Genomic DNA, 26,970 nt, shown 5'->3' with positions numbered 1-26,970 from the left:
AAATTAGAGAAAGACAGTGTGTTGTGTAGTGATGGCTATAAGCCCTACATAGCTCTTTCTGAGAAAAATGATTTAATACACAAGCGCTTAGATGTGGCAGGAGGAATTAAGGTGATAGATAAAGTCTTTCACATTCAAAATGTTAACGCCTATCACAGCCGTCTGAAAGCGTGGATAAAACGGTTTCACGGAGTAGCCACAAAATACTTGGAACACTACCTGGGTTGGTTCAGGTTTATGGATAATCCAGAAAACCTTAACGAAAACAGGCTCTTTTCGATTCAACAACAGTTAATCCGAACATAGCCATTCGTTTTTAAGCTCGGGATCAGAGCCCTCAATTACGCCAACAACATTGGGGCTGGTTGTTTCACTATGTACCGATTTCTTTTCCAGGCTGGCGGTCAGCCCCATTGGCCGTGGCGTCAGCGACTCATTATTTTCGATTTTCTCAAAAATCTCTTCCAGGTCGATGCCGGCCATCTCAAACAGGGTTTTGCCTGCTTCCAGGCTTAGGGTTGCGCCGCCTTTCAGCTCCGGATAACCGTTGTTTACTTCACCCTCTTTGGTTAACCAGCGAGTAGACGGTGTTTTTACATATAACTTGCGCTTCTCGAAGGGTGACACTTTCTCAGAGGTCGGCGTGCTTACCACTATGGTCCCGATAGCACCACTTTTTACCAGGCTGTCAGCAATTAAACGGCGAAAGTGAGAACCTTCCTCACTGGGGAAGTCATGGGGTCTGTCAGACAAAATCACCGCTATCTTGCCTTTTAAGTCGATATTTTCGTAATCGCTATAATTCAGGTACGGCGCATCAATACCAAACCCGGCAAAAACCAGCTCGCCGGAAACACTGGATGTTTCGTCGTTGATGTCGGCGCTCATGAGCATATTTTGCATAAATTCAAACTCAACGGAATCATCGCCGTCTGAGACCACCATTTTGGGCGATGACATATCCAGGGTCGCCTGTTTAAATGGCACTACCTGATAATAACTGCCTTCTTCACCGGCGGGTGCAACGCCCATCTTTTGCAACTCACTGGCAATATACAGCGACGCAAAGTCGTGCCCTATACTACCGGTATCGCGACCGGCCAGCAGATCGTCGGCCAGCAACATCATATGGCCTTTAAAGCGTTCTGGTGAAGCCGCGTTTACGGCACTGGCGCATAACAATGATGCGGTGACACCGACCAAACATGAGATAATTTTTTTCAACTGTCGTCTCCTTAACTTTTTTATTGTTTATAAGCTGTTACAGGCTTCATAGTAGGAGATAGGCAAAAAGGTGTACAGCATTTACCGCTATACGCCACGCAGTCCTATCACACTAACCATTCTGCCAGTTTGCTGCTGTTGTTGATGGGTCGCCTGACGGTGCGAAAAGAATCGCTCATCGGCATAGGTACAAAGCGCTGACGGCGTGATGTGCTGTAAGCCAAGCGAGGCTAACTGACTGTGCGCTACCATTGGCAGATCGAGCAGATATTTATCGGCATTATCAGAGCGAATGACAGCTCCCGGATACTGACTGAAATGACGGGCCACCTGCTCAGACACTTCATAACAAGCCTGTGAAATGGCCGGTCCTATCCAGGCTAGTAATGTGTTGGCCGGCGATTGCATCGCGGCAATCGTGTGCTCAATCACTTTCAGGTGCAACCCTTTCCAGCCCGCATGAATGGCAGCCACTTCTGAGCCATCCTGATTACAAAGAAGTACCGGCACACAATCGGCGGTCATCACAGCACAAAAATGTCCGGCGGAACGACTCACCGCTGCATCTGCTTCTGTTTGTGTGGTAGGTAATTGCACTACCCGATGGCCGTGCACCTGATTTAACCAGTGCAATTTTTCATGATGAGGGAGCAAACTGCGGTTGCGGCAGACTTGCTCAGTACAGTCGCCCACATGATTACCAACATTCAGGCTGGCGTAATTGCCATCACTACAGCCGCCATGGCGGGTGGTGGTGTAAGCCACCACATTTGCCGGCGCCTGCCAGGTTGGCAAAATCAGCGGAATATCAGAGCTCATCCAGTCCAAATTGCTTAGTATCTTCGCGGGTACTTTCGATCAGGCTGACCATATCCTCTGGTAGCGGTGCCTGCCAGGTCATCCACTCATCAGTTTCCGGATGGTACAGTGATAACTGAGCGGCGTGCAGCGCCTGACGCTTGAAATTTCTCAGCGTGTCGGCAAATTCTTCGCTGGCCCCTTTGGGTAAACGCCAGCGGCCACCGTACACCGGATCGCCGACCAGGGGATGTTTGATATAAGCCATATGAACGCGGATCTGGTGCGTCCGGCCAGTTTCCAGTTTCAAACGCAGATGAGTATGAGCGCGGAATTTTTCGATAACCCGATAGTGTGTTACCGCGGGTTTACCGAACTCGCGGACTGCCATATGCGTGCGCTTGGTGGCATGACGACCAATCGGCGCGTCCACGATACCTCCGGCAATCATGGTGCCAAAGGCCAGGGCTTCGTACTCACGGCTCATCACTCTTGACTGTAATTGTTCCACCAGGTGAGTTTGCGCAGGTAAGGTTTTAGCAACTACCATCAGGCCGGTAGTGTCTTTATCGAGACGATGAACAATCCCGGCTCTGGGTACTTTATCAATGCCCGGTACATGAGCCAGCAGTGCATTTAGCAGTGTGCCGTCCTGATTACCGGCACCAGGATGTACCACCAGATCGGCCGGTTTATTGATTACCAGGATGCTGTCATCCTCGTAAACGATGTCCAGCTCTATTTTTTGCGGCGCATTGGCAACCTGCTGGGTAATCTCGGCTTCAATCTCGATTGACTCATCACCGGTCATTTTTTGACGCGGGACTTTGCACACTTCGCCATTTACCGTTACATTACCTGCCAAAATCCATTCTTTTAACTTTGAACGGGAATAATCAGGGAACAAATCTGCAATTACCTGATCTAACCTCAATCCAAAGTGTTGGAATTCGGTTTGCGCTGCTAATGAAATCTGTGAACTTTGTTGTACCATAACCGCCTAAAGAGAGAACACAAAAGGCAGATTATAACAGGTTTGGCAGCTGTGGCTGTTTTCTTTTGGAGTTTATGTGGTGTTTGCGTTTAAGAGTACGTTAAAATGCCAGACAGAGAACTGTTTTACCCTTGCAGTAAAATTAATTGTGTACCAGGAACCAGTAGTACTATGAAAATAAACCGTTGCATTGCCCCCCTGCTAATTAGCGTTTTGTTAGCCGTGACAGGGTGTTCATCCTCAAGCAAAGAAGATCAGGTGATGAATGCAAACCTGGGTGCGCAGGCACTTTACGACAAAGCGCGTCAGAGCATGGCGAATGGCAACTTTGCCGCTGCAGCCGACTCTCTGAGTGCGCTGGACTCCCGCTTTCCATTCGGTCCGCTATCTCACCAGGTACAGCTGGATCTGGTTTACAGCTATTATAAATCCGGCAAAATTGACCAGACTCTGGCCACTATCGACCGTTTTATTCGCTTAAACCCTAACCATGCTGATGTGGATTATGCGTTTTATATGCGTGGCCTGACTAACATGGAAGCCGACAACAATTTGTTTCAGGAGTTAGTTGGTATCGATACCACTGACCGCGATCCGAGCAAATCCAAGCAGGCTTTTGAGGATTTCAGACGTTTAATTCAGCAATACCCAGACAGTAAATATGCTGCCGACGCCCGCCAGCGTATGGTGTTTATTAAGAACCGTCTGGCCAGCTACGAAATCTCTATCGCTCGCTTCTATATGCGCCGTGAAGCTTTCATTGCCGCTGCTAACCGTGGCCGTTATGTACTGGAGTATTACCCTGATTCAGACCAGGTGCAGCAGGCACTGGAAATTATGGTGTCTTGCTATGACCAGTTAGAACTGACTGAGTTACGTGATAACGCCATGAAAACGCTGAAACTGAACTTTCCGGACAGCGAATTTATCAGCTAATTATCGTTAGTTTTAGCAATCAAAAAAGCAGCTTTTAAGCTGCTTTTTTTGTGTGCATGAAACCAATTTTTACCAGTCTTGCCGGCAGGTCAGGTTTTAACGAACTCGACAAACTCAGTCAGCGGCAGCGGCTTACTGTACAGGTATCCCTGGGCTAACTCACAGTTCTCCTTCTCCAGAAAGGCGTGCTGCTCAGAGTTCTCAACGCCTTCGGCGACCACCTGGCAATTCATGTCCCGGGCGATAGAAATGATACTGCGAGTAAGGTTACTGCTCGAGCCATCCTCAGGAACATTCGCGATAAAACTACGGTCTATTTTTAAGGTATCGATCGGTAACCGATTTAAGTAGGATAACGAAGAATAACCGGTGCCAAAATCGTCCAGCGCCAGGGTAAACCCTGCCTCCTTCAAACTCACCAGGGTATTTATATCCACGTCAATCAGGGCTGTTTCGGTTAACTCAATTTCAAAGCGATCGGCAGCTAAGTCAAACTCAGTTAATACTCTGCGCAGGGATTTGAGCAGATTTTCATCGGCTAACTCGCCCGCTGAGATATTCACAGCCAAGCGGAACGATTCAGGCACAAACGGACTTATGCGGGTAAAGGCATCACAGGCTTTTACCAGAATGCAATGGGTTAAACGGCTCATAAGCCCGGCCTGTTCGGCCAGCGGAATAAAGACATCTGGTGCGATACGCTCATTGTCAGCGGTTGTCCAGCGCGCCAGTACTTCCGCCCCCTCGACCTCGCCACTCACCAGATTAACCTTGGGTTGCAAATGCACGTCAAGCTGTCGGTTATCAATCGCTTCTCTGAGCATGCTCTCCAGCGTCAGCGATGAGCGCCGTGTTTCAGTCATGGATTCCTGATAAGCCTTTACAGTGCCTTTACCGATCCCTTTAGCCCAGTACAAAGCAGTATCGGCTTGTTGATAAAGCTCGGTAAGGGTGCCAGCAAAGGTCGGAAACAGACTAATGCCAATACAGCAATCCACATAAATCGGTACAGAGGAGTCAATATCGCTCGGATAGCTTACCTGCAGCCGCATGGCATTGGCCAGTTGGAGGGCTTCCCCAACATTACTGATATCTTCACAGTAAACCGAGAATTCATCCCCGCCGATGCGAAACAGCCTGGCACCCGCTGGCAGTACCTGAGAAAGTCGGCGGCCAACCTGCATCAGCAACTTATCCCCCTTAAAGTGACCAAGACTGTCATTCACCTGCTTGAAGTTATCCAGATCAATTAGTAACAGCGCAGCCTGGCGGAAGTCTGAAGGCTCATTTTGGGTAGACTCTGCCAGCAGCCGCTGCAGCGCCCGTCGATTAGGCAAACCGGTCAGTACGTCATGGTGAGCCATGTGCCGCAATTCCTCACGAACATCAACAAGTTCGGAGATATCCGTTAGCGAAGCCGTGTAATTACTCGCTTGTTGATAACGGTCCACTACGGTTACCAGTGTAAGTAAACCAAAATGCTGCTTGTTACCAATATTCCAGGTCACCTCAGCCGACCAGGATTTACTTTCCAGAAGTTTTGTCCGGACCTCGGGAAGACTGACCGGCGTTGAGAACAAATCAAACAACGGTTTATGAATTAACCCGCCGGCACGCGTGGCAGCAAAAAGGTGTTCCAGTGCCGGATTTGTCGACACCACCTGAAATTCACTGTCGAGCACTGCCATCCCCTCGCGACTGTGCTCAACGACAGTCCTGGCCTGTAACAGTTGCTGTTCATTTTGCTCAAGCTTCCGCACGATATTGGCCGAGCTGGATAACAGCATCCGCCAGTCAAGCAAGGGATCGTTCAGGGCTTTTTCCATGCGGCTTTTGTTGGTTAACATAAACAAAAACAGATAGCTGCCGAAGGTAGCGGCAATGATGGCTTTACCGCTTAAATTACCAATAATCAGGCCAAACACCTCACTGGATACCCCCATTGCCAACACCGGAAACAGCACACCATCCATTAAAATGACACAGACAAAGCCCAGACTAAAAGCCAGGCTGAACAGGAAGTGATTGGTCAGAATTCTTTTTAAGCGGTCGAAAACAAAAACCAGAAAATACAGTTCAGCAATAATGAGCAACGCGCCAAGCACAATTAATGGTAGCGATACTTCAAATAACCCTGCGGGGACGTTGAGTGGATTGAGCACTTCAGGCGCGTTGAGGGTTTCGGCTACGCTGGCAAATAGCAACTCTTTAAAAATGGAGACCATTACCACCAGGCGCATGATGTTTTGCAAAATAAAGGGGTCATTCTCTATAAATGCCATCATGATGCAGGCCATCATAAAGCCGCCATAAGCAATGGTGCCACCGGATAAACTGATATCACCGGGTAGCAGCACGGAATAAACCGCGCCAAGGAATCCCCCCATGATAAGCACCAGACTGACATAAATATAAAGTGATACCCGCCGGGTCTGCGGATGTCTCTCAAATGTCAGGAGCAACGGGAACAGGCAATAAATACCAACCTGAACTAACAGCGGTGCAAGCATTCAGATGCCAAGTAATTTACTTATCATGACGAACAGAATACCAATGAACCACAACAAGCACCACTGAGGATTGCTAAAGCTTAAAGCTAGTTACCCGACGGGGTTGATTCAGAACAATAGAAGAAAGGGAAGTTTGCAGAGCGCAAACAAAAACAGGCCTTTCGGCCTGCCTGATTATCTGAAAAACAGATGACTAAACGGATTGAGTAGTCGGGCAATACCCGACGTAAAATGTAGCGGTTGATCCACAATACTGAACACCAGGCACCCTTCTGCGGCTTCTGATGCAGGAGCATGAGTGTGCTCGCCATTCAGATAAATAAAATCACCTGAATCATATTCGTTCATTCCGTCGGAAAACTCGCCATTGATAACCAGCGTCATCTCTGAGCCGCGATGAGTATGCTCAGGAACGGAGCCGCCTTTTTCCATGTAGATGAAATTGGCAACACCGTCGTAACCCATATCCACCGGCGCTTGCCAGAGTTTACCGACCAGCGATGACCAATTGCCTTTCTTCTGAATCAAACGATGCAGAGTTTTAGGTAATTCGAACGTCTTGCCATCCAACTCGATGGATGTGCTCTGCGCATCCATGCCCGATGATTTCCTTAGCGAAACATCAGGCGCCTCTGCTACAGGCTGTTGGGTAATATTGGCCAGCATTAAGTCAAACTGAGGATCGTAGCTTTCCACTACATTCTCAAGTTCTAAGTGGTCCATAGCAAACTCAGCCGTTTTTTCATCGACCAGTTCCTGGCAGTATTTACACATATCGCAGTGGGCAGACACCATCAAAGACTCTGCTGGTGCCAAGGTTCCCGTCACAAACTGCTCAATAAGATCAGGGGTTGGGTGGAACTTAATCATAATCGCTTATCATACCTTTGAGACGCTGTAACGCCAGCCGGGTTCTTGACTTAACCGTACCAAGAGGGATATCCAATTCGTCAGCAATTTCCTGCTGTGACTTCCCGTCTATATAGATCGCCTCTAATACAACTTTTTGTTTCTCAGGCAAATCTTCAAATAAGTGCCCGATTTGCTCTAGTGTTACCTGATCGTCAAGCGCTTTCTCGTTTGCATCAGGTGTTTGCTCGCAAAGGACCGGCCATAAATCATCGGCGCAGATATCTTCTTTACGGTTTTGTACTTTACGAAGCATATCAAAGCGAATATTTCTGGCAATGGTAAATATCCAGGTAGAAGGAGAGCCTTTCTCAGCATTAAACAGGTGCGCTTTTTGCCAGACATTGGACATGGTGTCCTGCACTAGCTCCATAGCCAACGCTTCGTTACCAAGCTGCTTAAGAGCGTATGAGCGAAGTCTGGGGGCGAAAAAACCGAAGACTCTGGCGAAAGACGCCTTACATCTGTCCTGGGCTACCTTCACAAGATAGTCAGACATCTCTACTGCACATTCTTTCGGTTCTACAGCGCTGTTTTCGTGTTCCAATGATATTCCAACAAGCATAGTTTTCGGTCCGATTTATTACGTATGTGCTAATGCATACGCAACAAAAGATGATCTGGATCAAAAATTTTTACCGCACCAAATCATTTATATAGTTTAGCACCTTATCGCAGTTTTGTTCGCTTAAAAACGCCTGCTTATTGGCTGCGTCTACCGGCAATAGTTCCAGCCAGCGGTAGATTACCCATAACGGTTCCGAGAACTTAAGCTCCGGATACAACCGGGCAATTTCGGGATATTTATCATAAATGAGTTGCAGCTTATCCCGCAGGGGCTCTATTACGCCATCGTCAATTTCCGCCGTCCAGTCAGTAATTCGCTCTACAGCTCCGGTGCGCAAGCCATCCTCTTCGGTAGCAATGGAGTTGACCCGTACGCAATACTGGCCTTCGACCTTGATACCCAACAGGCCATCTTCAAGCAAATCGAAATCGATGATTTTACACAGGGTACCGATAGGGAAAATATGTTCATTTTTACTCAGGTCGCCACGGGAATTGAGCATACACAACACAAAACATCCATCACCGGCACAGGCTTCCTTAACCATCCGAACATAGCGAGGCTCAAAAATCCGCAGCGCCATGTGGCCACCTGGCAACAAGTGAGCAGATAACGGAAACAAGGGCAAAACGACATCTTGCATAATTAGTATCTTTGTCAAAGTGGTTAACGGATTTACTGTCACATACGCCGGGGTTTCTGTTTTGGATCTTAAAAGCGCAAAGAGATTGTTGCAGCGGTGAAAATAAATAGGTAAATGATGATCTAAGGCTTCGCTATGTCGGTATTATCAAGCATAAACCCCAGTTATTACGGATTTTTTTGCAGTGACTTTTGAGGAACGCTTCAGGCAGCTCTATGCTGATCTCGCGAAAATCAATATCGACGACCTTAGCCAGGTTTACCACCAGGACATAGAGTTTGTCGATCCGGTAACAACTCATCGAGGTATTGAGGCGGTAAAGGGCTATTTCGCAAATCTGCTGGAATCGGTCGATTCATGTCAGTTCAAGATTCATTCGCTCCTTAACACGGGAGACTCCGGGCCAGGCGGGTACAGCCATGTCGTTGAATGGACCATGTTACTGCAGCTGAAAAACAAACCAGGCACTATTTCGGTGGATGGCGTTTCGATGCTTAAAGTCCGTGATGACAAAATTCACTACCACCGCGACTATTATGATCTGGGTGAAATGGTTTACGAACATGTGCCCGTTCTCAGGTCTGTCATCGGTTTTATCAAAAAGAAGCTCGACTCATGAAAACGATTCTAATTACCGGCGCAACCTCCGGCATTGGCGAGGCTTTAGCAAACCATGCAGCTTCGCGTGGCTATCAGGTGATTGCCTGTGGCCGCAATCAGGAAAAGCTCGACAAGCTTGCAAAGCACCAGAATATTCAGCCACTGCAATTCGATGTTACCGACGAGCAAGCCACCCAGTCGGCGCTGGCCGATGTACGCTTTGACATAGCCGTGCTCAACGCCGGCACCTGTGAATATGTGGATTTACCAGTCTTTGAGCCGGACATGTTCAGACGGGTACTGGAAGTGAATTTCTTTGGCATTATTAATTGCGTCAGTGCACTGTTGCCAAATTGTCAGGCGGGCAATCAATTGGTCATTATCGATTCCATGGCAAGATTGTTTCCTTTTACCCGTAGCCAGGCATATGGCGCCAGCAAGGCGGCGGTTCATTATTTTACCCAAAGTATGAAAATCGACCTAAAATCGAAGGGGGTTATCGTTCAGTCGGTATCGCCTGGTTTTGTCGAAACCCCGTTAACCGATAAAAATGATTTTGAAATGCCAATGAAGATTACTGCGCAGGAAGCAGCTGAATCCTTATTAAAAGGCATTATCAAACAACAGAGCAACATATACTTTCCAACCGTGTTCGGGCTTATACTCAGAACGTTGCACCGCTTACCTGGCAGGCTCCAGGTGTGGCTTTCATCAAAATTACAATAAGAGACCTGGCGGATTTTCAGATGAAAAAAAATATTGCCATCATTGGCTCAGGCATTTCAGGGTTAACCTGTGCACACCTGTTGCACCAACAGCACAACATTACTTTGTATGAAGCTAATGATTATATTGGTGGCCATACCGCTACCAAAGACGTAACGGTAAATGGGCAGTCCCGGGCTATCGATACTGGTTTTATTGTATTTAACGACTGGACCTACCCTAATTTTATTAAATTACTCACCAGTCTTGGCGTGGAATACCAGCCTACCGAAATGAGTTTTTCGGTTCACCATGAAGGGACTAACATTGAATACAACGGGCACAATCTGAACACCCTGTTTGCCCAGCGACGCAACCTGTTTCGGCCCCGGTTCTGGAAAATAGTAAAAGATATCGTACGCTTTAATAATCTATGTAAAGAGACCATTGAACAGGAGCAGGATACCAGTTCACAAACGCTGTCATCGTTTATCAGAGAACATGACTTCAGCGAAGATTTTAGTGAACATTATATCTATCCGATGTGCGCAGCTATCTGGTCTGCCAGTCTGGAGCAAACCAAAGCCTTTCCACTGACCTTCTTTTTACAGTTTTTCAATAACCACGGATTGCTCAATATTAATGATCGACCACAGTGGTACACCATCAAAGGCGGTTCAAGAGAATACGTAGCGCCTCTGATAAAACCATTTGCTGACCGTATTCGACTGAGCACCCCGGTAAAACGGGTGCAACATAGCAATGGTGGCGTTGCTGTAACTTCGATGGACGGCCAGACAAACCAGTATGATGAAGTAATTTTTGCCTGTCATAGCGATCAGGCATTGGCGATGCTTGTCGCACCCACCGACGACCAGCAACGCATACTAGGTGCCATCGGCTATGCCGAAAACGATGTCGTGCTGCACTTCGACACCAGACAACTACCGCAACGAAAAGCAGCGTGGGCGAGCTGGAATTATCGTTTAACCGGCGACCCGCAGGAGCAACAACGCCCTGCAGCGGTCACCTATGATATGAATATACTGCAACGGTTAGATGCCGAGGAAACCTTTTGTGTGAGCCTCAATACCCAGGGGATACAAGCCGACAAAGTACTGGGCACTTACCGCTATGCGCATCCGCAGTTCAGCCCGACAATGGTAAGCGCCCAACAGCAACGGGAGACTATTTGCGGGGTGGATGGGATGCACTTCTGTGGCGCTTACTGGTATAACGGTTTTCACGAAGACGGCGTGCGCTCTGCACTGGACGTTTGCGAACGGTTTGGAGCCAGTCTGTAATGGAAAGCGCAATCTGCACCGGTGTAGTGAATCACGAGCGGTTTAAGCCCACTCAGCACGCCTTTGAGTATGGCATTGCAATGATGTGGCTCAACCTTGATGAAGTCAATCACCTGGCGCATACCGTAAAGGGCTTTTCCAATACCGCAAGAGCCGCTTTCGAATTTCGCCGCAGCGACTACCTCGGTGACCCGACGCTGCCTCTCAAACAGGCGGTATTAGCCAGGATGAATGAGCTCAATAAATCCGAAGCGTCATTGATTGGCGATATTTTCCTGCTTGGTCAGGCAAGGCACTTCGGGCTGTACTTCAGTCCGGTTAACTTTTATTTTCTGCGCCACAAAGCTTGCGGCCAGTTTACCCATATGCTGGCGGAGGTCAGCAATACGCCCTGGAATGAAAGACATCATTATCTGGTTGATTTAAACAAACAGGAAAATACTCCTAAAGCTTTTCACGTATCGCCGTTTAACCCGGTTGATATGGTCTACAAGTGGCATATCCAGCAACCGTCTGAAGCCTTCTCCGTGGGCCTGAGTTGTTATAAGGAAAACAAACACTTCACCGCAATAATGCATTTAAAGCAAAAACCATTAAACTCAAATACCGTTAGAAACGTAATCAAGTCAATACCGAATATGACACTAAGAACTGTCATCGGAATTTACTGGCAGGCGGTTAAATTATGGATAAAACGTACGCCGGTATATTCACATCCGATAAATAGTCAGGAATAACTCATGGCAAATAGTGAAACTGCGCTCGCTGCGCCCCTTACGTTTTCTTATGTTGAGCGATACAGTCGCCAAATTTTTATTAGTCTGATGCAATCTCTGCCTGAGGGGCATCTGGTGATTAAGGAAAATGGCAAACTGGTTGCTCAGTGTGGTAATCCGGCAAGCGATCTGCACGCCGAAGTCGATATGCATTGTCCAACCGTGTACAAAAAGCTATTGCTCGGCGGTAGTGTAGCCTCTGGTGAAACGTACACCGAAGGATTATGGACCAGCCCGGAGCTGACCAATGTTATTCGTATTTTCGCCCGTAATCTGCCCACACTCGACCGCTGGGAGTCCCGGTTTAAATGGCTCAGTTTCCCGTTTGATAAACTGCAACACCTCATGCGCCGTAATACTCACGATCAGGCCAAGAAAAATATTGCGGCCCACTACGATTTAGGCAATACCCTTTACACCCACTTTCTTGATGAAAGCATGATGTATTCGTCGGCGATTTATCCGGACGTTAATGCGTCTCTTGCTGACGCCCAGTTTCACAAACTACACACCATCTGCAAAAAGTTACGTCTTACCGCCGATGACCACCTGATTGAAATTGGTACTGGCTGGGGAGGCCTCGCGGTCCATGCTGCTAAGCATTTCGGCTGTAAGGTAACCACGACTACCATTTCCGAGGAGCAATTTGCCTACGCCAATGAGTGGGTAAAACGAGAAGGCCTCGAAGACCAGATTACGCTGCTCAAAAAAGACTACCGGTTGCTGGAAGGCACATACACTAAACTGGTTTCTATCGAAATGATCGAAGCGGTAGGCAAGCCTTATCTCAACCAGTTTTTCAACAAGTGCGCAAGCCTGCTAATCCCAGATGGTCTAATGCTGTTGCAGTCGATTACTATCGATGATCGTCGCTACGACAGTTACCACAAAGGCGTTGACTTTATTCAGAAGCATATCTTCCCCGGTGGTTTCCTGCCCTCTCAGTTGGTATTAAATCAGCACATTAAGCAAGCCAGCGATCTATCTATTCGCGACATGCAGGACATTGGCCTTGACTATGCGCGTACGCTCAGAGATTGGTTTAATGCTTTTGTGGCAGCAAAAGAAAAGCTGGCTGTGCACGGCTATGACGAGCGCTTTGCCAGAATGTGGGAATACTACCTTAAATATTGCGAGGGTGGCTTCCTGGAGCGTTCCATCAGCACTGTACAATTAGTGCTGGGCAAGCCGCGTTATGTAGATAAGCTTACCCGCTAAGCGGGTAAGCTTATATTGACGTCCTGATTACTGGCCTTGCTCCAGCACTGAGATAGGTTTCGAGCGAATCGGCTCACCCTGATTAATGTTAATCTCTACCCGGCGGTTGCTGGCCAATTCTTCCGGCGTTTGCGGATCTTCAATCAGGGGCTCGTTAGACGCTTTGCCCACCACCGACATTCGCGCTTCATCAAAGCCCGGTGCAGAGCGCAGCGCCTCGGCAACGGCAACCGCACGTTGCGCAGATAAGTCCCAGTTAGAGCTGTACAGTTCATTGGAAATCTGTTGCTTATCGCTATGCCCAGACACTTCTATCTGACCCGGCATATCCGCCAGGATCTCACCAATCTGGCGGATAACCGGGCGAAATTGTGGTTGTAAAAATGCCGAACCGGCAGAGAACGAACCATTCTCACGGATGCGTATGGTGATCTGCTGGCCCAGGGATTCCATTTCAATCGAGCCATCAAGAATTTGTTTTTGTAGTTGCTGGGCAACTTTTTTCATCATCTCAGCCACCTGTTCCTGATTAGCTGCCTGCTGGGTAGAGGCCGACTGATCGGTTGAGGTTTGTTGAGATTGCCCGCCGCGCTGAGTACCACGCTGCTTCTGTCGGCCCCCGGCTGAGTCTTCGTCGCCGGCCTGAAACTCCAGCATCTGCTGGGTCATATCAATGGTTTGCTGCTGAATGGTGTCAATCGGTGTCGGGTCCGGACGGCCCGGGCGAAACTCCATGGCAATCACACTGGTGCCTTTTGGAATATCTTTCACTTCAATTTTGTTTTGCACACCAAAAGCAAATTTCATGGAGCCGGCTATTTGCTTAAATTTAAGCACGTCCATTTCGGAGAATGCCAGCAGCAGTACAAAGAAGCACATCAGCAGCGACATAAGGTCCGCAAAGGTCCCCATCCACGCGGGGAGACCTTCGGGGGGGCATTTGGGGCACTCTTCTTCCTGCGCCATAATCTTTACTCTTCTTCCGCCGCACCACGTTTACTGGCGGCGAGATAGTTTTTCAGGATCCCTTCAATGACCCGCGGGTTCTGACCATCGGCGATGCCGACAATCCCGTCGAGAATCAATGACTGGTTGAGTTTCTCTTCATTCAGGCGGTTGCTGAGCTTAGCGGCGATTGGCAGACAGATAACGTTAGCCAGAAAGGCTCCGTACAATGTGGTTAACAAGGCCACCGCCATAGCAGGGCCGATGGCTTTGGGGTCATCCATGTTTGACAGCATGGCTACCAGACCAATGAGCGTACCAATCATACCCATGGCCGGCGCGACATCACCAAGACCTTTAAAGATAGAAACACCAAACTCGTGGCGTTCGGTGGTCATGGAAATGTCTTTTGCCAGAGTTTCGCGCACCACGTCGATATCATGACCATCCACCAGCATATCCACCCCTTTTTGCATAAAAGGGTTAGCAATTTCAGCTTCTTCTAGCGCCAGAAAGCCCCCTTTCCGGGCGGCATCTGCCATCTCTACTACTTTCTCGATGAGATCTTCAGGCGTGTCGATTTTAAACATAAACGCCTTGCCGGCGATTTTACCTGCACCAAAAAACTGGCCCAGCGTGAACTGCGACATAACAACGAAAAGACTACCGCAAAATACGATCAGTACCGAGGGAACGTCGACAAACATGCTGAGATCCCCACCGAGGATCATGGCCATTACAATAAAGCCAATGCCGCCTAACATTCCAACCAGGGTTGCTAAATCCACTTGTTTCCCTCACTTCATCACTTATTCAGGGCGAAACTGAACACTTGGTGTTAAATATAGCTGCGAATTTTTCACAATGCAGTGCTGAGTCTGACAAAGTCATTACACCAGCGAAGTTGTTATAGCATTGAGCCGACTAGGTTTACTTTCCGTCACCCGACATCCTAGCACTCAATACACTGTAGTCATTCTATCGGCAGTTATTTTTTTTTCTACACTGATATCGTTATAGATTTTATAACCGGTTATCTTAATACCACTGCCTGGCACTGCCAGACAGCGCAAAACCTCGCATACAGCGGCTAAACTATTTGACCCTCGCGCGGGCCTCGGTTAATGTGCCATCACTACGCAAAATGAGACCAGAAGAGGGATCCGTGAGCGATAAAGCCACTGCAGCCAGTCCGTCATTTGAACAAACCATCAGCGAACTGGAAACTATCGTCAATGAAATGGAACAGGGCGATTTGCCACTCCATGAGGCACTGAAAAAATTTGAACGCGGTATCGAGTTATCCCGCCTGAGCCAGAAGGCCCTGGTAGAAGCTGAACAAAAAGTCAGAATACTCACCGAACAAAACGGCGAAGCCGCATTACAGGACTTCGCGGCAGACAACGAGGACTAACATGCAACTTGCTTCATTGCATCAGCACATCAAGCAACGCCTTGATGCCAGCTTGCAAGACCTCATCAACGATCTGCCCGATGCCGCACCGCGCCTAAAAGAATCTATGCTGTACGCCTTAACCAACGGTGGCAAACGGATGCGTCCGCTATTGGTTCACCTGGTAGGTAATATGCTCGACATTCCGGATAACGACCAGCGTGCTATCAGTATGGCCATCGAATGTATTCATGCCTATTCCCTGGTTCACGACGATCTGCCAGCAATGGATGATGATGAGCTGCGCCGGGGCAATCCAACCTGCCATATTGCGTTTGACGAAGCGACCGCTATTCTCGCCGGAGACGCTTTGCAGACCCAGGCTTTCAGTATTGTTGCCGAACATCCTATGAGCGCGTTTGCCGACCAACGCCGCGCCCAACTGGTTGCGGTACTGGCCCGCGCTGCCGGTTATTCTGGCATGTGTGGCGGCCAGGCCATTGATTTAGCCGCCACGGGGAAGCAAATTACACTGACCGAACTACAACATCTGCATCAGCTAAAAACCGGCGCGTTACTGACGGCCTGTGTGGAAATGGTATGCCTGGTAACCGAACAGCTCGATAGCAACCATCAACAATTGCTGTGCTGTTTCGCTAACCGTATCGGCCTCGCATTTCAGGTTCAGGATGACATTCTGGATGTCACGGCCAGTACCGAAACGCTCGGCAAGCCGAAAGGTTCAGATGAAGCCCGGGGCAAAAATACGTTTCCTTCTCTGCTGGGACTGGACGGTGCGCGTCAGGAGTTGGCAAAATTACATCAAGAGGCGCTTCAAGCCTTGGACGGTTTGCCCTACAATACCGATTACTTAGTTGCATTTACCGATTTAATGGTGAGTCGCAGTCATTAACGGCCGCGACGTACCCGCATAACGTATCAGAATAATAAATAATGACTCTAGATTTAGCGCACTACCCTACTCTTGCTCTGGCCCGTTCTCCCGAAGCATTACGTAAGCTTCCTCAGGACAAACTGCGGCCCCTGGCTGACGAACTTCGCCAGTACCTGCTTACCTGTGTCAGTCAGAGCAGTGGTCATTTTGCCTCCGGTCTTGGCACCGTTGAACTTACCGTGGCGCTGCATTATATCTACAACACGCCCTTCGACAGGTTGATCTGGGATGTGGGTCATCAGGCATACCCGCATAAAATTCTTACCGGCCGCGCCGAACAAATGTCGACCATCCGTAAAAAAGACGGATTACATCCTTTCCCATGGCCGCCGGAAAGTGAATTCGACACCTTTGCGGTGGGTCATTCATCGACCTCAATCAGTGCCGCACTAGGCATGGCTATAGCCGCCGACAAAGAACAGCAGGGCCGCAAGGTGGTAGCTGTTATTGGTGACGGTGCAATGACCGCCGGGATGGCCTTTGAGGCTATGAACCACGCCGGCGATATCAGCAAAGATTTAGTGGTAGTGCTGAATGATAATGAAATGTCGATTTCCGAGAACGTCGGCGCATTAAACAGCCACCTGGCCCGCCTGTTAACCGGCAATCTGTTTAACAGTATTCGCGACGGTGGCAAAAAGCTGCTGAGTAATGTCCCCCCCATCAAAGAATTTGCCAGCCGCGCTGAAGAGCATATTAAAGGCATGGTTGTGCCGGGCACCATTTTTGAAGAGCTGGGCTTTAATTACATTGGCCCCATTGATGGCCATGACATCAACGGTGTGGTCGACACTTTACGTAATATGCGTAAATTTAAGGGCCCACAACTGCTGCATGTGGTCACCCGCAAAGGTAAAGGCTACCCCGAAGCTGAAAAAGACCCGATTAAATTTCATGCCGTGCCGAAGTTCAATCCGGCCGACCAGACCTTGCCAAAAGCCAAGGCATCCAAGCCCACTTTTTCGGCTATCTTTGGCAACTGGTTGTGCGATATGGCTAAACAGGATCCCAAGTTAATGGCCATTACGCCCGCGATGCGTGAAGGCTCAGGCATGGTTGCCTTTTCGCAGCAATTCCCCGAACAGTATTTCGATGTGGCGATTGCCGAACAACATGCCGTCACTCTGGGTGCCGGTATGGCCAAAGATGGGCTGAACCCGGTAGTCGCCATTTACTCAACGTTTTTACAGCGAGCTTATGATCAGCTGATTCACGACGTCGCCTTACAGAATTTACCGGTATTATTTGCCATCGACCGTGCGGGTATTGTTGGCGCGGACGGCCCAACTCACCAGGGTGCCTTCGATATTGCTTTCCTGCGCTGTATTCCAAATATGATTGTTATGACGCCGTCGGATGAAAACGAGTGTCGGCAGATGCTTTATACCGGTCATATGGCCAACGCCCCGGCGGCTGTGAGATACCCGCGCGGAGCCGGCAAAGGCATTAGCCCGGAAGAATCCATGACGGCCCTGCCACTCGGTAAAAGCCGGACACTGCGAACGGGTAAAAAAATTGCGCTGTTAAACTTTGGTACGTTACTGCCGTTTGCCGAAGCAGCAGCCGAGGAGCTGGATGCCACGCTGATAGACATGCGGTTTGTGAAACCTTTGGATACCGACGTTCTCAACACCCTGAAAGCCGATCACGAATGCTTCGTGACACTGGAAGACGGTTGCATTATGGGTGGTGCAGGTAGCGCGGTAAGCGAGTACGTGATGCAAACCCGGTTAAAAACCGATGTGCTGACTCTTGGCTTGCCTGACAGCTTTATTCTGCAGGGCACCCAGGAGGAGATGTACGCCGAGCTTGGCCTTGATAGCACCGGTATTATTGCCCGGGTAAACGACTACCTATCTTGAGCACCTGACTGGCAGCGTGCAAACGTTGCCGCATTTACCGCGCCTAATAATGAATTAATCGCTTATAGCTCTTTGACTGACAGTACGCTGTAGCAAACTAAAGGCCGGTGAGCAGTAAAATCGCATGCAGGCTGGCACAAGCCATGATGCCCGCCACAACGTCATCCAGCATAATACCCAACCCACCGGCCAGGTACTTATCAATGGGTTTGATTGGCCAGGGTTTTAAAATATCGAAGAAGCGGAACAACACAAAGCCTAACAACACAGTAAGTGGCGATAGTGGCACCCATAAGAAGGTGAGTAAGATGCCGGCCACCTCGTCCCAGACAATGGAGCCGTGGTCGTGCACCTGCATGTCATCTGCGGTTTTACCGCACAAATAAATGCCGACAACACTGGCAAGCACCGCGGCAATCATCAGTGCGAAGGGGGAAAGCCAGATAAACGGGATGAGCAATGGCAATGCCGCCAGCGAGCCAAAAGTACCTGGCATCAGGGGGATTAAACCACTGCCAAACCCCAGGGCCAGAAAGTGCACCGGATTTTTCATTGAGACCCGCTTACGTAGCGCTTTATCCATTAAAACTCGTGCTCGTAGCCAGTGCTTTCATTGAGCACGTATTTTTCATCGTACAATTTCAGGTCCAGCTGACCAGCATAACCATTGACCTGGCCAATACAGGTTGCTTTCACATTAGCGTTAGTCAGTGAGGTTTCCAGATTACCACGCTGCTCTTCGTTCACAGTAAAGACCAGTTCGTAATCATCGCCAGCCGCCAGCGCGTATCGGTAGGCCTGCTGGGCCCCCACGGTTTCAAACAAAGCCGATGACACGGGCAATCGGTCAACATGTACAGTGGCACCACAGCCAGACATCTTGAGAATATGGCCTAAATCAGATACCAGACCGTCAGACACGTCGATACAGGCATTTGCTGTACGGCGCAGGGAGGTGCCTGCCATTACTCTGGGAGTGGGATAATAATGACGATTAATCAGGTAATCACGGTGCTCGCCAACGGCTTCGATTTCGCCTTTAAGGATATCCAGACCAGCGCCAGCATCGCCGAGATTGCCGGTAACATAAATCCAGTCGCCGGGCTTGGCATTGCTGCGACGTAACTCGGTGTCTGGTGGCACAAAGCCCTGGGCAGTAATGGTTAATGCCAGTGGTCCGGTAACCGTATCGCCACCAATCAGTTGCACCGAATAATACTCGGTTAGCTCGTACAGACCATTAACGAATTCATTTATCCAATTTTCATCATATGACGGCAACGACAGCGACAAACTAATCCACGCAGGCTCTGCTCCGGAGGACGCCAGGTCACTCAGATTAACCGCTACTGCCTTATAAGCGACGGAGCGCGCGGGTGCATCGGAGAGAAAATGAACGCCGCTGATCAGCGTGTCAGTGGTTATAGCGAGATGTTGGTTATCGGGTACTTTGGTCACAGCACAATCATCGCCAATCCCGAGGATCACGTCTTTTCTAACGTGACCACGTTGAGCAAAGTACTGTTTTATCAGATCAAACTCTTTCACAGTAATCCGGAAAGTTGAGAAATTTAAAAGAAGGGCATCCTGCCCTGATTTCAACGGTAGCTGGCTTAGCCGCGCTCATGAGGACGCAGGGTTTTCACCGCTTTGTCCAGCGCACCATTCACAAACTTGTGGCTGTCTTCGGCGCCAAAAGATTTGGCCAGTTCTATGGCCTCGTTGATAATTACTTTGTATGGGACATCGATTTGTTCGGTTAGTTCATAAGTGGCTAACCGTAAAATCGCTTTTTCGATAGGATCCAGTTCTTCGGGCAAACGGCCCAGATAAGGCTTAATAGTGCTGTCTAACTGAGACGCACTGCGCACTACCCCACGCAGCAAAGACTGAAAATAGTTCATATCCACTTTTTTCATGTCATTGCTGGTCGCCAGAGCGAGTTCAATCTGGTCGATCTGGTTTTGGGTCATTTGCCAGGAGTAAACGCCTTGCAGCGCTATTTCACGGGCCCGACGGCGAGGAGAAACTTTCACGTTAGTTTCCTTATGCCAGATCGTCTAGGGCAGACATCACATTCACCATTTCAAGCGCACCCAGGGCAGCTTCAGAGCCTTTGTTACCGGCTTTGGTACCTGAACGCTCAATGGCTTGTTCGATTGAGTCTGTGGTGATCACACCAAAAGACACGGGTAAACCGTATTCCAGTGACACCTGGGCCAGGCCCTTATTGCACTCACCCGCAACAAAATCAAAGTGCGGTGTACCGCCACGGATCACGGCGCCTAAGGCAATAATGGCGTCGAACTTTTTAGATTCAGCTAATTTTTTCGCTGCTACCGGCAGCTCGTAAGCGCCAGGTACACGAACCAGCGTGACATCTCCATCACTGACTTCACCATGACGCTCCAGCGTGTCCAGTGCGCCTTCTAACAAACTTTCTACTACAAAGCTGTTAAAACGTGAAACAACAATGGCAAATTTCTTACCTGTTGCGCGAATATTACCTTCGATAACCTGCATAGCCCAAATCCCGTATGAATCCCGTGTCAAAAACGGCGCGAAGTATACCACAACAGCGCCAAAACCCAATCGTTAGTCGTGAATATACTCAACAACTTCGAGGCCAAATCCGGAAAGCGCGTGATATTTAATGGGTTTACTTAATAAACGCATTTTTTGCACGCCCATGGCGGCCAGAATCTGACTTCCCACACCTACTGTACGCGATGACCCCTGCCAGTTTTTGCCTACCGGTTGCTCGCCGCGATCTTCTGCTGCAAAGCGTTGTAATTGAGACTCCAGGTCTTCCTCTTTACCCAGCAAAACCAGCACACCACCTTCCTCGGCAATTTGCTCCATGGCATCAGGTAAAGTCATCGAGCGGGAAATCCCACGGGTAGAGCCCAGCAGGTCGCTAAGGGTGTTATGCAAGTGAACCCTTACCAGCGTGGGCGCTTCAGCCTGAATATCACCTTTCTTGAGAGCAAAATGCAGTTGGTTGTCGATAACATCCTTAAAGGTATGTAGCTCAAACTCGCCGTATTGAGTAGGTAGCTGACAACTGGATACCTTCTTAATCGTGGTTTCGTTAAGATTACGGTATTCAATTAAATCGGCAATCGTACCGATTTTAATATCATGTTCGGCGGCGAACGCTTCAAGCTGGGGTCGGCGGGCCATGCTGCCGTCATCATTTAATACTTCAACAATCACCGCCGCGGGCTCGCAACCGGCTAGTCGTGCCAGATCCACACCGGCTTCGGTGTGACCTGCGCGGTTAAGGACACCGCCTTCTTTAGCAATGAGCGGAAAGATATGCCCCGGTTGGACAATGTCTTTGGCCTGAGCGTCCTTCGCTACAGCAGCCAGAATGGTTGTAGCCCGGTCGGCAGCAGAAATGCCGGTGGTAACCCCCTCTGCGGCTTCAATAGAAACCGTAAAGTTAGTCGAAAACTGGGCTTTATTCAGGTCGACCATCAACGGCAGATTTAAACGCTGACAGCGCTCTGCCGTCATGGGCAAACACACCAGACCACGGGCGTGTTTTACCATGAAGTTAATGGCTTCGGGAGTAACATGCTCAGCAGCCATGATGATATCGCCTTCGTTTTCGCGATCTTCGTCATCCATCAGGATAACCATCTTGCCTTGCTTGATGTCTTCGATTATTTCAGCGGTGCTATTTAGTGCCATAAATATTAAGTCTTGTAGGGTTATTTTTTTAGATAGCCGTGTTCGGCGAGAAATTCCAGACTGATATCATTTTTTTTGCTGGCGGCTTTGTCGCCTAGCATCAGTCGCTCCAGATAGCGGGCGATAACGTCCACTTCTAAATTCACTCTGGTACCGGTTTTATAAGTGCCCAGCACCGTTTCCTGCAGCGTATGGGGAATGATCCATAGCATAAACTCGCTGCCGTTCACTTTGTTTACGGTGAGACTAACGCCATCAACCGTGATGCTGCCCTTGTGGGCAATATATTTAGCCAGATCATCCGGCGCGTCGATCCAAATTTCTACGTAATCGCTGTGTTGAATAATGCGGGACACTTCGCCCACACCATCAACGTGGCCGGAGACAATATGCCCGCCGAAGCGCGAGCTTACCTGCATCGCTTTCTCCAGATTTACCTTGGTGCCCGGTTTATACTGGGCAAAACCGGTCAGGCGGATAGTCTCGGCAGAAACGTCCGCACTATAATGATGCGAGCTGAAATCGACAACGGTGAGACAAACGCCATTGGTAGCAATGCTGTCTCCCAGTGCCACGTCGGACATATCCAGCTTACCCACGCCAACTTTAAGACGAATGGACTCGCCCTGGTCGACCATGGATTCGATGGTTCCGAGCGCTTCAATAATTCCAGTGAACATAATGTCTTCTCGTGTTCTTTATGATGATTTGTCGACGGCTAATTGGTAGGTCAACCGGATGTCTTCTGCTATATGTCTGATGTCGGTTAATTTCAAGTCCGGCGTCTCACTTACCTGGGCATAGTCCGGCAGGGTAAGCATCGATACACCTTTGTCGCCAAGCAGTTTCGGCGCCTGGTAAACAATCAACTCATCCACCAGCCCATTGGCCATAAAGGCCCCGGCCAGGCCGGCACCAGACTCCACTAAAACTTCATTAATACCGCGCTCAGCCAGTTCAGCGAGCAGCAGATGTAAATCGATTTTTCCTGCTGCGGATAACGGTAACTGACACTGCTCAACGTCCTGACTAAACCCCGCTCGAAAATGCTGGTTCACCAGCAATACCGGGTGGCCATCGTTAAACATCAGCCAGTTTGGCGTGAGTCTTTCCTGCGAATCAATCACCACCCGCAACGGTTGACGTACTGTGGAAAGCGGATAATTGTCGAGTTCGGCCTGCTCAGGGCGCACCAGCATACTCGGGTTATCGGCAATCACCGTACCACTGCCGGTAATGATCGCGCAGCTTTGTGCCCGCAGTCGCTGTACATCACGGCGCGCCGCCGGCCCGGTGATCCACTTGCTCGCACCATTAGCCAGCGCTATTTTACCGTCCAGGCTGACACCTAATTTAACTCTTACCCAAGGCAAACTCTGTTGCATCCGCTTAATAAATCCCGGGTTGAGTGCCCTGGCCTGCTCGGAACAAATACCCTGGGTCACTGCAATGCCGGCTGCTTTGATTCGTTCAATGCCACTGCCACTTACCTGTGGGTTAGGATCGGTCATCCCCACTACCACCCTTGCGACCCCGGCTTTAATCAGCGCATCAGCGCACGGCGGCGTTCGGCCAGTATGGCTACAGGGTTCGAGAGTGACATAGGCAGTTGCGTCACGGGCATTTTCACCTGCGGTAACCAACGCATGCACCTCAGCATGCGGCGTGCCAGCCTGAATGTGATAACCCTGGCCAATGCAGATTTCATCTTTAATGATAACGCAGCCAACACGAGGATTGGGAGAGGTGGTATAGCGCCCTTTTGCCGCCAGTTGAATGGCTTTTGCCATCCAGTATTCGTCAAGGGCAGGGCTTGGATTGAGGCGTTGCATGGGATTTAATCCCCCAGTCTGGCTATCTCTTCACCAAACTCTTTAATATCTTCAAAAGAACGATACACCGAGGCAAAACGAACGTAAGCCACTTTATCCAGCTCCTTTAAGGCATCCATAATAAGATTGCCCAATAATTCGCTTTCGACTTCCCGCTCGCCGGTTGCCCGCAATGTTGATTTGAGTTGCAATACACACTGCTCGATTTTTTCAGTGCTTACCGGGCGCTTTTCCAGTGCCCGTTGTAAACCTGCACGCAGTTTGTCTTCGTTGAAAGGCTCCCGGGTACCGTCGCGTTTGATGACTCGCGGCATTACCAGCTCGGCGCTCTCAAAGGTGGTAAAGCGTTCATGGCATTCAGCGCATTCCCGGCGCCGGCGCACCTGATGTCCTTCAGCGACTAACCTGGAATCAATAACCTTGGTTTCTTCGGCAGAACAAAAGGGACAATGCATAAACGCTCCTGCTTAGTAACCGGCTCAGCCAGTAACTACTGAGCCGTTATTCCCTGGATTAGGCGTATACCGGGAAGCGTGAGCACAGCTCAACCACTTCTTGCTGAACGCGTTCAACCACGCTCTCGTCGCCCATATTATCCAGCACGTCACAAATCCAGCTGGCTACCTGTTTGGCTTCGATTTCACCAAAACCACGGCGGGTAATCGCTGGTGTACCGATACGCAGACCACTGGTCACAAACGGTGAACGTGGGTCATTCGGTACAGAGTTCTTGTTGACGGTAATGTTAGCACGACCAAGGGCTGCATCGGCATCTTTACCAGTAATATCTTTATCAATCAGATCTAACAGGAACAGGTGGTTGTCGGTACCGTTAGAAACGATTTTATAACCGCGCTCCTGCATCACGCTTACCATGGCTTTGGCATTGGTAACGACTTGCTGTTGATAAGCTTTAAAGTCTGGCTGAAGAGCTTCTTTGAAAGCAACGGCTTTCGCAGCAATAACGTGGCACAGAGGGCCGCCCTGGTTACCCGGGAAGACTGAGCTGTTAAGCTTTTTATAAATGGTTTCATCACCACAGGCAGACAGGATCAGACCACCGCGTGGACCTGCTAAGGTTTTATGCGTTGTGGTAGTCACTACGTGAGCATGTGGCAGCGGGTTAGGATATACCCCTGCTGCAACCAAACCAGCTACGTGAGCCATATCGACCAATAGGAAGGCACCTACTTTATCGGCAATGGCACGGAAACGTTGCCAGTCAACAATGCCAGAGTAAGCAGAAAAGCCACCAATGATCATTTTTGGCTTGTGCTCTTCAGCCAGCGCCTCAACCTGTTCATAGTCAATTTCGCCGGTTTCTTCGTTTAAACCGTACTGCACTGCATTGTAGGTTTTACCAGAGAAGTTTACGCTGGCGCCGTGGGTTAAGTGGCCGCCTTCAGACAGGCTCATACCCAGTACGGTATCACCAGCGTTAAGCAACGCCATAAAGACGGCAGAGTTTGCCTGCGAACCAGAGTGCGGCTGAACGTTGGCGTATTCAGCACCAAACAGTTGCTTGGCACGCTCAATGGCTAGGTCTTCAACAATGTCTACGTGCTCACAACCACCGTAGTAACGCTTACCAGGATAACCCTCAGCGTATTTATTGGTTAACTGCGACCCCTGGGCCTCCATTACTCGAGGGCTGCAATAGTTTTCAGAGGCAATTAGCTCGATGTGGTGTTCCTGGCGTTGATTCTCTTTATCAATCGCTGCGGCTAATTCCGGATCAAAATCGGCAATGTTCATTTGGCGCGGTAACATGAAGGCTCCTTACTGCGTTTTGGGGTCGCGTAAAATCAGAGACGCATATTCTAGTCATTTTACGTGCTATGTATACTGCTTTGTGGCTGATTTATGACAAATCCGAACAGTAATAGCACAAAGTGGCTGTCAACGGCGGGTTACACTAAGCGGGTGCGGCCTGCTCAGACGCGCTGGCCCGTCATGCAAAGAAAGTATGACAGGCCATTGGATAGCAAACGTCAGCCGTTCTTTTCCAGCTGTTTTACACGGTCAAAAAGTTGCTCTAACTGGCGGTTACGCACCGCATTTTTGCGCCATTCGCGATTGGTCATCGCTGGTTGACCGGATGAATAAACGCCAGGCTCTTTAATGTCGCTGATGACCATGGTGTAACCGGTGATTTGCACCTTATCGCAGATAGTCAAGTGACCACCTATGCCGCAACCACCGGCAATAATGACATATTTGCCAATGGTCGCGCTGCCGGCGATGCCGGTCGCACCACAAATACAGCTGTGATCGCCAATAATACAGTTATGGCCGATTTGTACCTGATTATCAATAATCACGTTCTTGCCGATAATGGTATCGTCAAGGGCACCGCGGTCGATGGTACTTGAGGCGCCAATCTGGCTGTCATCGCCAATCACGACCGAGCCGGTTTGCGGAATCGGTAACCAGGTCCCTGCATCGTTGGCATAGCCAAAGCCGTCTGCACCAATCACTGTCTGACTGTGAATACGTACCCGCTGACCGATACGAGCGCCATGGTACACCGTAACATTAGGATGAATTACCGAACCGTTGCCAATATGCGAGCCACGGCTGATCACCGTGTGTGCGCCAATCACCACATTGTCGCCCAACACTACTTCATCTTCGATAACGCAATAAGGTCCGAGGGCTACGTTGTCGCCCAGCCTGGCTGAGTCGGCCACTACGGCTGTTTTGTGCTGGCCTACCGCCACACCCGGTGTAGTATCAAATATTTGTGCTATGCGGGCGAAGGCGGCATGAGGGTTGTTATGCAATAAGCCGGGCAGCGGACAGTTTTCCGCTTCGTTGGGATGCAAAATAACGGCCCCTGCTTCAGTCGACTGCAGTTGAGAACGATACTTACCGTTGGTTAAAAATGAAATTTGGGAAGATGTTGCACTGCTCAGGGTGCTGACGCCACAAAGCATGACTGAGCCGTCGCCGTGGACATCGCCACCAACCTGCTCAGCAAGTTGAGCCAAAGACAGCGATTGAGGTTGTGCTGGCATGAAAAATCCTTCATTAATTCTAGGCATACCCGACAGCGGATGAATAGCGGCAATCAAGCCTGCCGGACATTAAACCTGTTTCCGA

General features: G+C 49.4%; 29 protein-coding genes. 10 read left to right on the top strand and 19 right to left on the bottom strand.

Going from position 1 to position 26,970, the window contains the following annotated elements; all coding sequences use genetic code 11:
- Positions 1 to 306 (top strand): IS1595 family transposase (locus C6Y40_RS17355; RefSeq protein WP_146129497.1); only part of this gene is annotated, 306 nt, incomplete at its 5' end.
- Here the strand turns inward: C6Y40_RS17355 and C6Y40_RS17350 are convergent.
- From C6Y40_RS17350 to rluD, 3 genes are all read right to left on the bottom strand, one after another.
- Positions 292 to 1,224 (bottom strand): protease-associated domain-containing protein, encoded by a 933-nt coding sequence (locus C6Y40_RS17350; RefSeq protein ID WP_105935662.1) that lies wholly within the window; start codon positions 1,222 to 1,224, stop codon positions 292 to 294. The two genes, C6Y40_RS17355 and C6Y40_RS17350, sit on opposite strands and share 15 nt — an antisense overlap.
- A gap of 87 nt (positions 1,225 to 1,311) precedes the next feature.
- The gene (pgeF, locus tag C6Y40_RS17345) at positions 1,312 to 2,043 is read right to left on the bottom strand and encodes a peptidoglycan editing factor PgeF (protein WP_105935661.1); all 732 of its coding nucleotides are present in this window, start codon (positions 2,041 to 2,043) and stop codon (positions 1,312 to 1,314) included.
- Positions 2,033 to 3,016, bottom strand: coding sequence for a 23S rRNA pseudouridine(1911/1915/1917) synthase RluD (gene rluD / locus C6Y40_RS17340; protein WP_105935660.1), 984 nt, complete (start codon positions 3,014 to 3,016; stop codon positions 2,033 to 2,035). The genes pgeF and rluD overlap by 11 nt, the downstream gene beginning before the upstream one ends.
- Before the next feature lie 171 nt (positions 3,017 to 3,187).
- Here rluD and C6Y40_RS17335 point away from each other — a divergent pair, with 171 nt between their 5' ends.
- On the top strand, positions 3,188 to 3,952 hold the full coding sequence (locus C6Y40_RS17335) for an outer membrane protein assembly factor BamD (RefSeq protein ID WP_105935659.1): 765 nt from the start codon (positions 3,188 to 3,190) through the stop codon (positions 3,950 to 3,952).
- Between the two features lie 89 nt (positions 3,953 to 4,041).
- Here C6Y40_RS17335 and C6Y40_RS17330 read toward each other — a convergent pair whose 3' ends face one another.
- From C6Y40_RS17330 to C6Y40_RS17315, 4 genes are all read right to left on the bottom strand, one after another.
- On the bottom strand, positions 4,042 to 6,462 hold the full coding sequence (locus tag C6Y40_RS17330; RefSeq protein ID WP_105935658.1) for a putative bifunctional diguanylate cyclase/phosphodiesterase: 2,421 nt from the start codon (positions 6,460 to 6,462) through the stop codon (positions 4,042 to 4,044).
- 174 nt (positions 6,463 to 6,636) lie between these two features.
- Entirely contained in the window at positions 6,637 to 7,332 is a 696-nt protein-coding gene (locus tag C6Y40_RS17325) for a ChrR family anti-sigma-E factor (protein ID WP_105935657.1), read from the bottom strand.
- Complete coding sequence (locus tag C6Y40_RS17320; RefSeq protein ID WP_105935656.1) at positions 7,325 to 7,936, bottom strand: sigma-70 family RNA polymerase sigma factor; 612 nt, start codon at positions 7,934 to 7,936, stop codon at positions 7,325 to 7,327. The genes C6Y40_RS17325 and C6Y40_RS17320 overlap by 8 nt, the downstream gene beginning before the upstream one ends.
- Positions 7,937 to 8,006: 70 nt before the next feature.
- Entirely contained in the window at positions 8,007 to 8,582 is a 576-nt protein-coding gene (locus tag C6Y40_RS17315; protein ID WP_105935655.1) for an LON peptidase substrate-binding domain-containing protein, read from the bottom strand.
- A gap of 184 nt (positions 8,583 to 8,766) precedes the next feature.
- Between C6Y40_RS17315 and C6Y40_RS17310 the strand changes: the two genes are divergently transcribed.
- Genes C6Y40_RS17310 through C6Y40_RS17290 form a run of 5 tightly spaced genes read left to right on the top strand, consistent with a single transcriptional unit; the run spans position 8,767 to position 13,185 of the window.
- Positions 8,767 to 9,201 (top strand): nuclear transport factor 2 family protein, encoded by a 435-nt coding sequence (locus C6Y40_RS17310; protein ID WP_105935654.1) that lies wholly within the window; start codon positions 8,767 to 8,769, stop codon positions 9,199 to 9,201.
- Positions 9,198 to 9,908: an SDR family NAD(P)-dependent oxidoreductase gene (locus C6Y40_RS17305; RefSeq protein WP_105935653.1), complete on the top strand. Its 711-nt coding sequence runs from the start codon at positions 9,198 to 9,200 to the stop codon at positions 9,906 to 9,908. The genes C6Y40_RS17310 and C6Y40_RS17305 overlap by 4 nt, the downstream gene beginning before the upstream one ends.
- 20 nt (positions 9,909 to 9,928) lie before the next feature.
- A complete protein-coding gene (locus C6Y40_RS17300; protein WP_105935670.1) occupies positions 9,929 to 11,191 on the top strand; it encodes an NAD(P)/FAD-dependent oxidoreductase in 1,263 nt (420 codons plus the stop codon).
- Positions 11,191 to 11,928 carry a DUF1365 domain-containing protein gene (locus C6Y40_RS17295; protein WP_105935652.1) on the top strand — a complete coding sequence of 246 codons (738 nt, stop codon included), beginning with the start codon at positions 11,191 to 11,193 and terminating at the stop codon, positions 11,926 to 11,928. Before C6Y40_RS17300 ends, C6Y40_RS17295 begins: the two co-directional genes overlap by 1 nt.
- 3 nt (positions 11,929 to 11,931) lie before the next feature.
- Complete coding sequence (locus tag C6Y40_RS17290; protein WP_105935651.1) at positions 11,932 to 13,185, top strand: SAM-dependent methyltransferase; 1,254 nt, start codon at positions 11,932 to 11,934, stop codon at positions 13,183 to 13,185.
- Between the two features lie 27 nt (positions 13,186 to 13,212).
- Here C6Y40_RS17290 and C6Y40_RS17285 read toward each other — a convergent pair whose 3' ends face one another.
- Positions 13,213 to 14,151: a flagellar motor protein MotB gene (locus C6Y40_RS17285; RefSeq protein ID WP_105935650.1), complete on the bottom strand. Its 939-nt coding sequence runs from the start codon at positions 14,149 to 14,151 to the stop codon at positions 13,213 to 13,215.
- A 5-nt stretch (positions 14,152 to 14,156) separates the two neighbouring features.
- Positions 14,157 to 14,918: a flagellar motor protein PomA gene (gene pomA / locus C6Y40_RS17280; protein WP_105935649.1), complete on the bottom strand. Its 762-nt coding sequence runs from the start codon at positions 14,916 to 14,918 to the stop codon at positions 14,157 to 14,159.
- A gap of 377 nt (positions 14,919 to 15,295) precedes the next feature.
- Here pomA and xseB point away from each other — a divergent pair, with 377 nt between their 5' ends.
- From xseB to dxs, 3 genes are read left to right on the top strand one after another with little or no spacing between them, the layout of a single operon-like run.
- On the top strand, positions 15,296 to 15,544 hold the full coding sequence (xseB, locus tag C6Y40_RS17275; RefSeq protein WP_164464622.1) for an exodeoxyribonuclease VII small subunit: 249 nt from the start codon (positions 15,296 to 15,298) through the stop codon (positions 15,542 to 15,544).
- 1 nt (position 15,545) lies between these two features.
- Positions 15,546 to 16,436, top strand: a complete 891-nt coding sequence (locus C6Y40_RS17270) for a farnesyl diphosphate synthase (RefSeq protein WP_105935647.1) — start codon at positions 15,546 to 15,548, stop codon at positions 16,434 to 16,436.
- 41 nt (positions 16,437 to 16,477) lie between these two features.
- Positions 16,478 to 18,340 carry a 1-deoxy-D-xylulose-5-phosphate synthase gene (dxs, locus tag C6Y40_RS17265; protein WP_105935646.1) on the top strand — a complete coding sequence of 621 codons (1,863 nt, stop codon included), beginning with the start codon at positions 16,478 to 16,480 and terminating at the stop codon, positions 18,338 to 18,340.
- 97 nt (positions 18,341 to 18,437) lie between these two features.
- Here the strand turns inward: dxs and C6Y40_RS17260 are convergent, their stop codons facing one another.
- The 10 genes from C6Y40_RS17260 to lpxD form a co-directional block, all read right to left on the bottom strand.
- Positions 18,438 to 18,923: a phosphatidylglycerophosphatase A family protein gene (locus C6Y40_RS17260; RefSeq protein WP_105935645.1), complete on the bottom strand. Its 486-nt coding sequence runs from the start codon at positions 18,921 to 18,923 to the stop codon at positions 18,438 to 18,440.
- Positions 18,923 to 19,888: a thiamine-phosphate kinase gene (thiL, locus tag C6Y40_RS17255; protein WP_105935644.1), complete on the bottom strand. Its 966-nt coding sequence runs from the start codon at positions 19,886 to 19,888 to the stop codon at positions 18,923 to 18,925. Before thiL ends, C6Y40_RS17260 begins: the two co-directional genes overlap by 1 nt.
- Before the next feature lie 65 nt (positions 19,889 to 19,953).
- Positions 19,954 to 20,376, bottom strand: a complete 423-nt coding sequence (gene nusB / locus C6Y40_RS17250; protein WP_105935643.1) for a transcription antitermination factor NusB — start codon at positions 20,374 to 20,376, stop codon at positions 19,954 to 19,956.
- Between the two features lie 10 nt (positions 20,377 to 20,386).
- Positions 20,387 to 20,863, bottom strand: a complete 477-nt coding sequence (gene ribH, locus C6Y40_RS17245; RefSeq protein ID WP_105935642.1) for a 6,7-dimethyl-8-ribityllumazine synthase — start codon at positions 20,861 to 20,863, stop codon at positions 20,387 to 20,389.
- 72 nt (positions 20,864 to 20,935) lie between these two features.
- Positions 20,936 to 22,036: a bifunctional 3,4-dihydroxy-2-butanone-4-phosphate synthase/GTP cyclohydrolase II gene (gene ribBA, locus C6Y40_RS17240; protein WP_105935641.1), complete on the bottom strand. Its 1,101-nt coding sequence runs from the start codon at positions 22,034 to 22,036 to the stop codon at positions 20,936 to 20,938.
- Positions 22,037 to 22,056: 20 nt separating this feature from the next.
- Entirely contained in the window at positions 22,057 to 22,716 is a 660-nt protein-coding gene (locus tag C6Y40_RS17235) for a riboflavin synthase (RefSeq protein WP_105935640.1), read from the bottom strand.
- Between the two features lie 18 nt (positions 22,717 to 22,734).
- Positions 22,735 to 23,868 (bottom strand): bifunctional diaminohydroxyphosphoribosylaminopyrimidine deaminase/5-amino-6-(5-phosphoribosylamino)uracil reductase RibD, encoded by a 1,134-nt coding sequence (gene ribD, locus C6Y40_RS17230; protein WP_105935639.1) that lies wholly within the window; start codon positions 23,866 to 23,868, stop codon positions 22,735 to 22,737.
- 5 nt (positions 23,869 to 23,873) lie between these two features.
- On the bottom strand, positions 23,874 to 24,323 hold the full coding sequence (gene nrdR / locus C6Y40_RS17225; RefSeq protein ID WP_105935638.1) for a transcriptional regulator NrdR: 450 nt from the start codon (positions 24,321 to 24,323) through the stop codon (positions 23,874 to 23,876).
- A 58-nt stretch (positions 24,324 to 24,381) separates the two neighbouring features.
- Positions 24,382 to 25,638, bottom strand: a complete 1,257-nt coding sequence (glyA, locus tag C6Y40_RS17220) for a serine hydroxymethyltransferase (RefSeq protein WP_105935637.1) — start codon at positions 25,636 to 25,638, stop codon at positions 24,382 to 24,384.
- Between the two features lie 221 nt (positions 25,639 to 25,859).
- Positions 25,860 to 26,885: a UDP-3-O-(3-hydroxymyristoyl)glucosamine N-acyltransferase gene (lpxD, locus tag C6Y40_RS17215; RefSeq protein WP_105935636.1), complete on the bottom strand. Its 1,026-nt coding sequence runs from the start codon at positions 26,883 to 26,885 to the stop codon at positions 25,860 to 25,862.
- Between the last annotated feature and the right edge of the window lie 85 nt (positions 26,886 to 26,970).

The organism is Marisediminitalea alba, assembly GCF_002993365.1.
GTDB classification, from domain to species: domain Bacteria; phylum Pseudomonadota; class Gammaproteobacteria; order Enterobacterales; family Alteromonadaceae; genus Alteromonas; species Alteromonas alba.
Note: the sequence above shows the minus strand (reverse complement) of the source record. Positions and strands in the feature narration are given on the sequence as shown.